This window comes from Candidatus Flexicrinis affinis, from assembly GCA_016716525.1.
GTDB classification, from domain to species: Bacteria; Chloroflexota; Anaerolineae; order Aggregatilineales; family Phototrophicaceae; genus Flexicrinis; species Flexicrinis affinis.
Genome location: JADJWE010000002.1, coordinates 41,132 through 53,244, shown reverse-complemented (window position 1 = coordinate 53,244; position 12,113 = coordinate 41,132). Strand labels below are relative to the sequence as shown.

The 12,113-nt window shown below is 62.1% G+C and carries 12 protein-coding genes; 7 read left to right on the top strand and 5 right to left on the bottom strand.

Annotation, left to right across the window (positions count from 1 at the left end; genetic code table 11):
• Window positions 1–6: 6 nt before the first annotated feature.
• Together IPM16_09390 and IPM16_09385 are read right to left on the bottom strand one after the other, a co-directional pair.
• Complete coding sequence (locus tag IPM16_09390) at window positions 7–1,203, bottom strand: NAD(P)/FAD-dependent oxidoreductase (GenBank protein MBK9123319.1); 1,197 nt, start codon at window positions 1,201–1,203, stop codon at window positions 7–9.
• Window positions 1,200–1,439, bottom strand: coding sequence for a 4Fe-4S binding protein (locus tag IPM16_09385; GenBank protein MBK9123318.1), 240 nt, complete (start codon window positions 1,437–1,439; stop codon window positions 1,200–1,202). Before IPM16_09385 ends, IPM16_09390 begins: the two co-directional genes overlap by 4 nt.
• 229 nt (window positions 1,440–1,668) lie before the next feature.
• Between IPM16_09385 and minC the strand changes: the two genes are divergently transcribed.
• The 4 genes from minC to IPM16_09365 all read left to right on the top strand — a co-directional run bounded on the left by minC (window position 1,669) and on the right by IPM16_09365 (window position 4,745).
• Window positions 1,669–2,394: a septum site-determining protein MinC gene (minC, locus tag IPM16_09380; protein ID MBK9123317.1), complete on the top strand. Its 726-nt coding sequence runs from the start codon at window positions 1,669–1,671 to the stop codon at window positions 2,392–2,394.
• 6 nt (window positions 2,395–2,400) lie between these two features.
• Window positions 2,401–3,198 carry a septum site-determining protein MinD gene (gene minD / locus IPM16_09375; protein MBK9123316.1) on the top strand — a complete coding sequence of 266 codons (798 nt, stop codon included), beginning with the start codon at window positions 2,401–2,403 and terminating at the stop codon, window positions 3,196–3,198.
• A 30-nt stretch (window positions 3,199–3,228) separates the two neighbouring features.
• On the top strand, window positions 3,229–3,552 hold the full coding sequence (gene minE, locus IPM16_09370) for a cell division topological specificity factor MinE (protein MBK9123315.1): 324 nt from the start codon (window positions 3,229–3,231) through the stop codon (window positions 3,550–3,552).
• Window positions 3,553–3,644: 92 nt separating this feature from the next.
• Window positions 3,645–4,745 carry a rod shape-determining protein RodA gene (locus tag IPM16_09365; GenBank protein ID MBK9123314.1) on the top strand — a complete coding sequence of 367 codons (1,101 nt, stop codon included), beginning with the start codon at window positions 3,645–3,647 and terminating at the stop codon, window positions 4,743–4,745.
• 6 nt (window positions 4,746–4,751) lie between these two features.
• Here IPM16_09365 and IPM16_09360 read toward each other — a convergent pair whose 3' ends face one another.
• Together IPM16_09360 and IPM16_09355 are read right to left on the bottom strand one after the other, a co-directional pair.
• Window positions 4,752–6,260, bottom strand: a complete 1,509-nt coding sequence (locus IPM16_09360) for a glutamate--tRNA ligase (protein ID MBK9123313.1) — start codon at window positions 6,258–6,260, stop codon at window positions 4,752–4,754.
• A 98-nt stretch (window positions 6,261–6,358) separates the two neighbouring features.
• Window positions 6,359–7,180: a hypothetical protein gene (locus IPM16_09355; GenBank protein ID MBK9123312.1), complete on the bottom strand. Its 822-nt coding sequence runs from the start codon at window positions 7,178–7,180 to the stop codon at window positions 6,359–6,361.
• A 102-nt stretch (window positions 7,181–7,282) separates the two neighbouring features.
• Here IPM16_09355 and IPM16_09350 point away from each other — a divergent pair, with 102 nt between their 5' ends.
• The 3 genes from IPM16_09350 (at window position 7,283) to IPM16_09340 (ending at window position 11,515) form a co-directional block, all read left to right on the top strand.
• On the top strand, window positions 7,283–8,716 hold the full coding sequence (locus IPM16_09350) for a M1 family metallopeptidase (GenBank protein ID MBK9123311.1): 1,434 nt from the start codon (window positions 7,283–7,285) through the stop codon (window positions 8,714–8,716).
• A gap of 80 nt (window positions 8,717–8,796) precedes the next feature.
• Window positions 8,797–9,807, top strand: a complete 1,011-nt coding sequence (locus IPM16_09345) for a hypothetical protein (GenBank protein MBK9123310.1) — start codon at window positions 8,797–8,799, stop codon at window positions 9,805–9,807.
• A gap of 211 nt (window positions 9,808–10,018) precedes the next feature.
• Complete coding sequence (locus IPM16_09340) at window positions 10,019–11,515, top strand: beta-lactamase family protein (protein MBK9123309.1); 1,497 nt, start codon at window positions 10,019–10,021, stop codon at window positions 11,513–11,515.
• A gap of 133 nt (window positions 11,516–11,648) precedes the next feature.
• Here IPM16_09340 and IPM16_09335 read toward each other — a convergent pair whose 3' ends face one another.
• A complete protein-coding gene (locus tag IPM16_09335; protein ID MBK9123308.1) occupies window positions 11,649–12,104 on the bottom strand; it encodes a hypothetical protein in 456 nt (151 codons plus the stop codon).
• Between the last annotated feature and the right edge of the window lie 9 nt (window positions 12,105–12,113).

Sequence of the window (12,113 nt, the reverse complement as noted above, 5' to 3'; positions counted from 1 at the left end):
TTGTGCTTACTTGAGGACGAGGCCGGTGGTAATGAGGGTGCGGGCTTCCAGCAGCAGCCCCGGGTGATGCCGCAGCAGGCTGAGGATGATCTCGGCTTGGCTCATCGTCTCTAGGGGGAGGCCTGCCGCCGTCCGAATCAGCGAATCGAACTGTGTCTCCGGCATCCGTGTGACGATCTTGCGGATGCTGTAGAGGGCGGCGTGCATCTTGCCGAATTCGTCGCGCCACAACTGCTCGTACGGCTGAAGACGCTTCGCGCTGACGTCTCCGCTGCGGATGGCGTCGACGGCTACCGATATCGCCATTTCCGCGCCCATCATGCCCAAGCCGATTCCGCCAGCGAGCATCGGGTCGGCCTGGTGCGCCGCGTCGCCGACCACCATCAACCCGTCGGTGACCATGCGCTTGATCGCGCCGGTGATCGGAATTCCGCCAGCGACAACGCTCAAGATACTGCTGCCGGGATACCGCTGCGCAACAAAGCGCTCAAGCCACTCGCGCGCGCTTACCGGCCGAGCCTTGTCGGCGGCGATCACGATGCCGACGTTCGCCGTGTCGTCGGACTTGGGGAACACCCAAACGTAACCGGAAGGCGCGATCGACTCCATGCCGATGTGATATTCGCAGTAGCGCGGGTTCATTTTGCCGCGCATGTTGCCCAACAGGAACTGAATGCCGGTGTAGTAGTCGCTCATCGGCGGGATGGTCTTGAGTCCGGCCCATCGTGCGACCTGCGACTCGGTGCCGTCTGCGGCGATGACGATTCGAGCGTGCACGTCGCGCTCGCGCCCGAACTGCTTGAGCCGAACGCCGTTCACCCGGCCGTCTTTGCGCAGCAGCGAGGTGACGGTCGTGCTGGCGTGTACGTGGGCGCCGATGCGCGAGGCTTGATTAGCCAACGACTGATCGAACACTCGCCGGTCGACGATCATCGTGTCGGCGCTGGGAGGGACAGCGACATGCTCGCCCCGTGCGTTGTGGACGGCGTACTTCTCGATCGAGCAGTTGAGCCACCGCGCATCGAACGGCATGAATCGCAGTGGTGTGTGCGTATCGGTCGCTTCGCCGCAGCGCACCGGCACGCCGATCTCTTGCCGTTTCTCGACGAGTAAGGTCGTTAGGCCGGCTTCCGCCGCTCGAATTGCGGCCGCCGATCCGGCCGGGCCCGCGCCAACAACCACCACGTCATAGCCAGCGTTCACGATGCGATCCGGCCGCTGTGAGGTACCAGTGACAACGCATGTACCGGGCACATGGCCACACAGCGATCGCAATCGGTACACACGTCTTGGTCGACGGTGAGGCGGATGTCGTGCAGAAACAGCGCATCAGGCGGGCATACGGCGACGCACGCGCCGCACGAGTAGCACAGGTCTTGATCGATCACCAGGTCGAGGTCAGGTCTCTTGGTGGGTTTGCTGGCACGTCGAAATAACATCATTTACCCCGGTTGCCAAGAACTCGTTGAGGAGAAAATAGCGCGAAGCATATCAATCGTGCAACAAGTATACGACGGAAAAGGAGTGCTGGCCGATCTGAGGCGTTCGCAGACACGTGCCCGAGCTGTCGAATTCGCCCAACAGGCGATGTTATCGCCTGCATAACCGGTGGAGTTGGGTTATACTGGACGGTCATTGTCGAAGCTCCTCCGCAAGCGGAAGCACGGAATGACCGACGCGAAAATCGATATCAAGGGCGTGCGCGACGGCTTGCTGATTATCATCGACGAGAACAGCGAGTGGATGTCCGCGGTTGGGGAATTGGCGGAAAAACTGGACAAGCAGGCGGCGTTCTTTGCCGGCGCCAAGCTGACGATTAATCTGGGTTCGCGTCCTGTGACGCGGCACGGACTGTCGTCGTTGAAGGCCGCGCTCGACAATCGCAAGCTCGCTCTCTCGAAGATCATGTCGGACAGCCCGACCACTACTGATGCGGCCGAGTCGCTGGATTTGCGTACCGGACCTGCGTCAGTTGCGGCCGAGTCGGACGACATGGGTGCGACGCAGCGCTACAGAACGCAGCCGTTCGATCCGAATGAAGATACCGTCGTCGGGCTGTTGGTGCCGCGCACGCTTCGATCAGGCCGGTCGGTACGCAGCGATGGACACGTGGTCGTGCTCGGCGACGTCAACGCCGGCGCGGAGATCATCGCGGCAGGCGACATCGTGATCTGGGGGGTGCTGCGCGGAACCGTGCATGCTGGCGCGATCGGAGACGTGACCGCCCGTGTATGCGCGCTCGAAATGGCGCCGACGCAGCTTCGCATCGCCGACCGGTACAGTATCGCGCCGCAAGACAAAGGACGCTGGCGGCGCACAAAGCCGGAAATGGCGCGTATCGAAGGCGATTACATCGTGGTAGAGCCGTGGCAGCGCACGGCACGAAAGGACTAGCAGCGCATGGGGGGCAGGGTAGTCACTGTCACGTCGGGTAAGGGCGGTGTCGGAAAAACGACCACAACCGCCAATCTCGGCATCGCGCTTGCCCGATTGGACAAGCGAGTCGTCGTGATTGACGCGGACATCGGTCTGCGCAACCTCGACATTGTGATGGGCCTCGAAAACCGAATCGTGTACGACCTTGTCGACGTGGTCGAAGGCCGGGCCAAGGTCAAGCAGGCGATGATCAAGCACAAGCAGTTTCCCGACCTGTACTTGATCCCGGCGGCGCAAACGCGCGATAAGAGCGCCGTGAGCCCGGCCGATATGGTGCAGTTGTGCAACGAACTGCGCAAGGAGTTCGACTTCATCCTGATCGACAGCCCGGCCGGAATCGAGCGCGGTTTCCGCAATGCCATGGCGCCGGCCGACGATATCCTGATCGTGACGAACCCGGAAGTTTCCGCCGTACGCGATGCCGACCGGGTGATCGGGTTGATCGAGGCTGAGAATAAAGGCCCAGCGCGGCTGATCTTGAATCGCGTTAAGATGGACATGGTGCGCAAGGGTGATATGCTTTCTGCAGACGACGTGACCGACATTCTGGCGGTCAAGTTGATCGGCATTGTGCCCGACGACGAGGGTGTGGTGTCGGCGTCGAACAGCGGAAACCCGGTGACGCTTCAAGAGAATTCGCGCTCCGGTCAGGCGTTTCGCAATATCGCGCGCCGGTTGTGCGGCGAGGATGTACCATTCATGCAGCTTGATGCGCAAAGTGGGCTGTTGGGGCGATTGGGCCGGCTGTTCGGTGGTCGGTAGCTGGGTCGGGGTGGACAGGGAGAGCCGGTCATGTCGAACTTTCTAGGACGCCTGTTTGGGCGGGGCAAAGACGAGTCCAGTGCGCAGGCAGCCAAGCGTCGCCTTCAGTTCGTCCTCGTCCACGACCGTATCAATCTTCCACCGGACTTGATGACGGCGATGAAGGAGGAGATCCTACAGGTCATCTCCAAGTACGTGCAGGTCGCCGGGGAGTCGATCGATATCGCGCTCAAGCCCAGCGAGGGCGACATCAACTTGCTCATCGCCGAAGTGCCGTTCGCAAAGACGCTCGACACCCCACGTAAGCCGCAAGATGACGCCGACGACGACGATCTCGAAGGGCCTGTTGCGTAGGGGCGGTGCGTAAGCGACGGGTTGCAGGGGTGTCATCCTAGGTTCGACCAGCCTATAATGCCCACATCCGTCCGGATGTTCGGGTGACGGCTATGCGTTCCCAAAGCCTCTGGCGAAATTTCGATTACGTGCTGCTCGTCTCGGTCGGCTTGCTGATCGTCATCGGGCTGTTTATGATCCGCAGCGCCACGTTCGACGCCATCGACGACGAACTGCGCACGCGCGTGTCCGACCAAGTGCTGTACGCGGTGATCGGCCTCGGCGTCATGGTGTTTCTGGCGTCGGTTGACTATCGTACGCTTGGCGGTTTATCGCTCTGGCTGTACCTGACGATGGTCGTGCTGCTGGTGCTCGTGCTGGCGCTCGGCGTCGTCGGCGATGCCGGCGCGCAGCGCTGGATCAACTTCGGAATTCGCATCCAACCCAGCGAGATCGGCAAGATCTTCATCATCATTACGCTCGGCACGTACCTGTCGAAACGCTATACGCAGATCGGCGACCTTCGCGTGCTTGCCGGCTCGCTGCTGCACCTTGCGATCCCGGCGGGTCTGGTCTTCATCCAGCCCAACCTCGGCACGACCATTGTTTTCGCTGTGATCTGGTTTGCGCTCGTTTGGGCTGCCGGGTTGAAGATTCGGCATATCGTCATCTTTTCGGCGGTGCTGTTGATCGCCGCGCCGGTGGTGTATTCACAGATGCGCCCGTACCAGCAAAGCCGTATCACGACGTTCCTCAACCCGGAAGGCGACCCGCAGGCGTTCTACAACATCCGTCAGGCAATCATCTCGATCGGTTCCGGCGGACTGTTGGGCAAAGGCTATGCGGCGCCCAGCGGCCAGAATCGCCTGCGCTTCCTGCGCGTGCGGCACACCGATTTTATCTTCAGCGTGATCTCCGAGGAATTCGGGTTCATCGGCGGAATGACGGTGATGGGCCTGATCGGCATCGTGATTGTACGCATCATGCGCGGGGCCCGGCTCGCTGCCGACCCGCTCGGCGCGATGATCTGTTACGGCGTGGCCGCGATCATCTTCTTTCAGACCTTCGTGTCGATCGGCATGAACTTGCAGATGCTGCCCGTGACCGGCCTCACATTACCGTTCGTGAGTTCGGGCGGCACGTCGCTGCTCTCGCTGATGATGGGCATCGGCTTGGCGCAAAGCGTGATCATGCGCCGCCGCCGGACGTCATAGAGCCGCTCAACTCACCAGATCGATTGCCAGCTTGACGCGACGCAGCGATTCCGCTCGCCCGACAATTTCCATCGTCTCGAACGTCGGTGTCGAGATCGCCTGACCACTGGCGGCGACGCGCAGCACGCCGAACATCTGCGAGTTGTTCAGGCCAAGCTCCTGCCCCAGTTCGGTAAAAGTTTCGAGCAGCTTGTCGGCCGTGAACGGGTCGACGGTCTCGATCACCGGTATGCAGGCTTCTAGCGCGCGCTTGGTACTGGCCGCGTCCATCTTCTTCTGGATGAGCTTCTCGACTGGCGGCGGCGCGAACTCCGGCTTGAAGAAGAACCCGGCCATGTCGACCACGTCGTTAAGCGTCTTGATACGCGTCTGCACCAGCGGTGCGACCTTGCGCAGTGTGTCCATGTCGACGTCTAGGCCTGCCGCTTCCAGTGGACCGCGCAAGGCGTCGGCCAGCTCGTCGGGCGTCATCTTTTCGCGGATGTAAAGCCCGTTGATCCACTCGAGCTTTTCCATTGGGAATGCGCTGTTGGACGGGTTGATGCGGCTGAAGTCGCTGAACCGTTCGCGCGCCTCGTCCATGCTGAACACTTCGACCTCGTCGCCGAAGTTCCAGCCGATCCCGACCAGCAGGTTCGCCAACGCCGGCGCAAGGTAACCGCCCTTGATGTAGTCGTGAACCATCACCGGCAGCACGTTGCCCTTGGCGTCCACCGGCGGCTTGCGCTTGCTGATCTTGCCTTTGCCGTTGGGGTTGAGCATCACGGGCAGGTGCGCGTATTGTGGCATCTCCCAGCCGAACGCCTTCCACACCTGCATGTGCAGCGGCGCGGACGGAAGCCATTCGATCCCGCGCATGACGTGGCTGATGTGCATGAAGTGGTCGTCGACGACGACGGCGAGGTGATAGGTCGGGAAGCCGTCGCCCTTGAGCAGCACGGCGTCCTGAATCGACTCGTTCTCGAACTCGACATCGCCGCGCACGAGGTCGGGGAAGATGGATTTGCCTTCACGCGGCATCTTCAACCGGATAACCGGATTCCGCCCTTCAGCCTCGGCTTCCGCCTTCAGCGAAGCGAGTTCAGCAGGCGAGGCGTAGCGGCAGCGGCGATCGTAGCCGGGAGGGATGCCGGCAGCCTGCTTCTCTTTGTTGACCTGTTCGAGCCGCTCGGACGAGCAGTAGCAGTAGTAGGCATGATCGTTGTCGACCAGCCACTTGGCCCACTCCTGATACAGCGAAAGCCGTTCGCTCTGGACATACGGGCCGTACGGCCCGCCGACTTCGGGGCCTTCGTCCCAATCGACACCGACCCAGCGCAAGGCTTCCAATAGCGTTTGCAGCGCGTTCGGATCGTAACGCTTCTGGTCGGTGTCCTCGATGCGCAAGACAAACTGCCCGCCGTGATGGCGCGCGAACAGCCAGCCCCAGAGGGCCATGCGCAGGCCGCCGATGTGCAGCGATCCGGTCGGGCTAGGGGCAAAGCGGGTGCGCACGGGGCGCGTGGAGTCGGTCATCAGAAGTCTCGTGGTGAATGCACGCCCAGCGGCGTCGGTCAACGTCGCCATCAGTGTACCGAAACGCGCGCCAGTCGTGAACGCCGGGTTATGGGGCCCTAGCGGAAGACCAGCGTGACCTCGTCGTCGGTCAGGGTGGCGCCGACGAAACGCACCGATTCGCCGCCCACTGCGCCGACGACCTGCGTCAGGGCATCGCGGGCGCGCTGCTCGATATTGGCTATGGCGTCGCCAATGCCGCCTTCAGGCACAGCGTACAGCCTGCCGTTGTAGTCGATCGCCAGCACGTCGGCATTTGCGCCGTCGATGCGGACTGCCACGCCGACAGACTGGTAGATGCCGAACTGCGGAAAGTTGATGATGCCGTAGATCATCGCACCGCCAGCCTTCAGGTCGACCGTTGCGCCGTAGACCGGCGGAGTAGGGGTGTCGCCGCACAGGGCTACCCGAGCGCGGCACAGCGCGTTGAGCTGCGCTTCGCCCAGCGTGACGACCGTCGACTCGATGCCGTTGACGAGCGTCTGGCGCGCGCCCTCCAGCGGGATGATCCCGACGTTGGGGATGTCGACGCTCAATGTCTGCGGCGGTGCCGCTGCGACCTCAAGGGCTGCGACTTGCTCGACCGGCGGCGGATCGGCTTCAGGCGCGTCACTGGCGGTGCTTTCGGGATCGTCCTCCGGCGTGGACCCCATCGGCGCGGCGACCAGCGAGTTTGAGGGCGTCCCGAACAGGCTGCCCGCATCGCTCACGAGTACGGCGGACTCACCGAGCTCGCGGAATCCGGCGATGCGCAGCGCAATCCCCGGCAGGACCGGCAGCAGGACGACGACCAGCACCGCGATCACGACGACGACGATCAGCGCAGTGAAGACACAGCCCCGGCGGCGGTTAGGAACCCGTTGGATGTACTGTCCGGTCATCTGATCGTCCGGTATGATGAACTGGTGACGAGCGTATTCTACACGAACTCTGCGCCCCGCTCATCATCCGGTAGGCGCATTGGACGGAGAAAGTGCGGTTTCATGCGGAAAGTCATTGTCGTGCTGCTGGTCGCGGTCGTCGCCACCGTCGTATTCGCGCAGTCCCCCGGCGCGCCGGGAATCGGGGACGACTTCTATCCGGAGCTCGGCAACGGCGGTTATGACGTCGAAGCCTACACGATTGAGGTTTCCGTCAGCGACGATCTGGCGGCCATCACCAGCGCGACGACTACCATCACCGCACTGGCGACTCAGTCGCTGTCATCGTTCAACCTCGATTTCCTCGGGATGACCGTAGATTCGGTGCGTGTGAACGGCGGCGAGGCCGAGTTCGCGCGTGATGGACGCGAAATGACGATCACGCCGCAGCAGGCGATTCCCGATGCCGAGACGTTTTTGGTCGAAGTCGCCTATCACGGCGTGCCCGGCACTGACAGCGACGGCGACAGCCTTCAGTTCAACAATGGGTGGTTCAACTACGGCAGCGGCATCCTGGTCGCCAGCGAACCGGACGGATCGGCGGTGTGGTTCCCGTGCAACGATCACCCGCTGGACAAGGCGACGTTCGAGTTCATGATCGACGTGCCGGCACCGTATGTGGTGGTGGCCAACGGGACGCTCGAGGCGACCATCAAAGACGGCGCACGCATTCTGTACCACTGGGCGATGCGTCAGCCGATGGCGACGTACCTGGCGACCGTCAACATCAACACCTTCACCGAACAGCGCGAGGTAACCGACAGCGGCCTGGTGATCCGCAACTACTTCCCGCTGGCGATCGCCGAGCAGGCCACCGAGACGTTCGCGCGGCAGGGCGAGATGATCGCCGCGTTCGAGCCGCTGTTCGGGCCGTACCCGTTCGACGTCTACGGCGCTGTGGTGGCCGATATTCCGCTCGGGTTCGCGTTGGAGACGCAGACGATCTCGCTGTTCGGGCGCAACGTCATTAGCGGCACGGCGACCGGTTCGGGTGTGCCGTCGGAGAGCGTGATCGCGCACGAACTGGCGCATCAGTGGTTCGGCAACAGCCTGACACCCGCGACATGGCGCGATCTGTGGCTCAACGAGGGGTTTGCCACCTACGCGCAGGCGCTGTGGGTCGAGTCCACCGCCGGACGGCCCGCCGCCGACCGGCTGATGGTGTCGTTCTACGCGCAGATCCGAAACCCGCTGAACGTGGCGCGCGGGACCGCCGCGCCGGGGAATCCGCCGCCCGAGGCGCTGTTCAACCGCAGCGTGTACCTGCGAGGGGCGTGGGTGCTGCATGCGCTCCGGCTTCAGATCGGCGACGAGGCGTTCTTCGACCTGCTGCGCGAGTACGCGGCCCGCTTCGCGTATGGCAACGTGACGACGCAGGACTTTGTCGATCTGGCGTCGGAGATCAGCGGCGATCCGAGCGTGCCGGACTTGCTTGACCGCTGGATTTACGGCGTCCCCGTGCCGGATGTCCCGCAGTTGGGGCTGTTCGGCGGCTGACAGCGTTTATGCAGTAAGCCGCACTCTACAGTACAATACGCGTACAGCGGAGCTATCCGAACGCAATAAGTGGAGGCGGCATGAGCGAAACCCGCGTCGATGCCGACGTCGAAGTCCGAATTGATACGCGCGTGCGCCTGATGGGCGCGCTGCTTGCGATGACCCAATACCCGGAGTCTGTTCAGCACGTGCGCCCGCACGGCGTGCACGTGTTCGCGCGCAATACCCGGCGCACGCTGGGGGACATGAGCGGCGATCCGACCGTCGTTCAAGTGCAGCAGCTTCTGGACGACGGTATCACCCTCGAAACGTTGTTTGCGTTGTCGATGCACCTGCACCCGACAACGTTTGAGCTGGTCCGTCCTCTGCCGGGTTGGGTGCCGAGTAATCTGGCCACGAATATCCGCGACTTCAACAAGCGCACCAAGCTCAGCCTGTGGTTCGAGAAGGAACGCGCCGCGTGGGAAAAGGCCGAACAGGAGTCGCGCAACGTCTTCGCTTCTGTACAGTTCCGGCCGCTGCTGAGTCAGTTCTTCGACAACGTGCCGACCCGGTTCGTGTTCGTGCCGACCCTGCTGTATCCAAGCGATCGCGACGTCACCGTGCTGTTCGACGGCGAGCTGATTTGCATCGCGCCGCCGCCGCTGGCCTGGGGCGACAATCCCCCGTGGGCGTATGACGATCCCGCGATGCTGTCGTACAGCCTGTTCAACGCGCTGGGCGGGTACGGCAAGCTGCTGCTCGACCGCGAGCTGGAAGCAAATCCGGGCGCGATTGAAGAGGCGGCGGATCAGGCGCTGCCGGTCAACGAGCAGTTCCGCGCGGCGTTCCCGACGTGGAAAGGCCAGTTCCGCGAATTGTTCGCGTATGCGCTGACGGCGTTGTATCTGGAAGACTACGTGAGCGACCGCGAGTATCGCGCGTTCGTGCTGATCGAGCAGCGCATGCGCGGCATGAACATCCTGCCTGGCACGGTCAACGTGATGCGGCGCTATATGAAAGAGCGTGGCAACAAGTACGCGACGATCGCCGACTGGATCCGCGTGTTCCCGATTCAGCTTCGTCTGGCGAAACGCTTCGTGAGCTTGTAGGGGAGCCCCCTCACCCCCAGCCCGCCCTCAAAGGGCGAGAGGGAAGAGTGAACGCGGATGAAGTATCCGCTTCATGTGCCACGAGATGCCTGAAGTCGAACCCCCGGCTGCTGGCTTCTACTTCCGATCCGGCCGTACCATTGATCGGAGATGCCGGTACGCTCATGATACAATCTCCGTTGTGCCGCCTCCCAACGAACAGACCTCATCCATGACCGGTTCCTCAGCAGAGTTCAGTTTGCCACGCGCCACCCCCGAAAGTCAGGGGATTGCTTCGCCGGTCGTGCGTCAATTCGTCGAAGCGCTGGAGAATCAGGGCAATGTCCACAGCGTCATGCTGCTGCGACACGGCAAGGTGATCGCAGAAGGCTGGTGGTCGCCCTATGCGCGTGACTACCCGCACATGCTTTTTTCAGTCAGCAAGAGCTTTACGTCTACGGCCGTGGGCCTCGCCGCAGCCGAGGGATACCTGTCCATCGACGATCGGGTGCTGTCCTATTTCCCAGCGGAAACGTCCAGTGATCCGGGGGATCCGCTGGCGGCGATGACGGTGCGTCATCTGCTGACGATGTCCACGGGGCACGCTGTCGACACGTGGCCGACGATGGTCCGGCGGCCCGATGGTGACTGGGTGGCGGGGTTTCTGGAGGTCCCGGTAACGCGCACGCCGGGGACTCACTTTGTGTACAACACCGGGGCAACCTATATGCTCTCTGCGATCGTGCAGAAGGCAACCGGAATGAAACTCACGGAGTTTCTGCAGCCGCGGCTGTTTGCGCCGCTGGGTATCGAGAACGCAACTTGGCGAGAATCGCCACGGGGGATTGCGCACGGCGGTACCGGGCTGAGCGTCACAACAGAAGATATTGCCAAATTCGGCCAGTTATACCTGCAAAACGGACTGTGGCAGGGCGCGCAGATCGTGCCTGAAGCGTGGGTGGACGCAGCGACGTCTTATCAAGTCTCAAACGGCGATGACGCGAACAGCGACTGGGCGCAGGGTTACGGCTATCAATTCTGGCGCTGCCGGCACAATGCGTATCGAGGCGATGGAGCCTTTGGTCAGTACTGTATTGTCATGCCGGAGCAGGACGCCGTCCTTGCCATGACTGCCGGGATCGATTTACTTGAGATGCAGCAGCCACTCGACTTCGTTTGGGACATCCTGCTTCCGGCGATGCGTCCGGACCCACTGCCTGACGATGGTGCCGCCCAAGCTGAACTGTCGCAGAAGCTGGCAACCGTGACTCTACCGCCGGTACAGGGACAGGCGGCGTCGCCCGTGATGACACAGGTGTCCGGGCGAACCTATGCTGTCGGCGACAACGCGCTCGCGATCGAGACCCTGACCCTGAGCTTTACCGGCGATGGATGTGTGTTCAGCATCAAGACAGCGACGGGTGAGGAGACGATCCCCTTTGGCTACGGCCGGTGGCAGCAAGGCCAGCCGACGGCCTTGTTCCGCCACCCCCTCCTGTTCGACCGCACGGCGATCGCGTCCAGCGGCGCATGGACAGCCGACGACGTGTATACGATGGTCGTCCAGTTGATTGAGACGCCGTTCAACCATACGCTGACATGCCATTTCGTCAGGGACGAACTCCTGATCGAAGTCCAGGTCAACGTCTCGCTGGAGTCGACGAAGCCGGTCGTACTACTGGGGCGTTCAGCGAAACAAGGGCTGAATGTGAATGCGTCAGGCGAGTGATAACGAGTCTGCGTGCACAGGCCCTCACCCCCAGCCCCTCTCCCTCAGGGAGAGGGAGAATCCATGACCACCGCCGCCGGTCAGCTCGCCGGTGGTACTAAAGGGCGTGTCAGACGATTTCCTCGTTAGCCCATCAAGCCTTGCGCGGTCTAGGCGTATACCAGGCCGTGATGTGCCACAGGAAGGAGACCAACTCGACCAGTAGTAGAAACACCGTGACAATCTGTGTGGCCGTATCCACATCGTCAAATCGACGCAGCTGCCACAGCGGACCCACAAGACCGAGGGCCACGAGAATTGCGGCTGAGATGAGCCCGGTCCAGACATTGTAGGACTCGCGGTACTTCGTTCCAAGCTGGCGATACCACCATCGCGGTCGATCCCTTAACCTTGCAAGCAGATCATCGACTGTCTTCGGCTTCCGTGGCGACAAGTGAGCACTCAGTTCGACCAATTCCCAGCCCAGCCACAGGTGAATCGCTTGGGACAAGAGGCCAAGAAAGATGTTCTCAATCACTGCTTGGATACCTGTTGGATACTCGGTGGCCTTTTCGGGCACGTTGTCGGCCGCCACATGCACAAACTGCATTATAGTCTC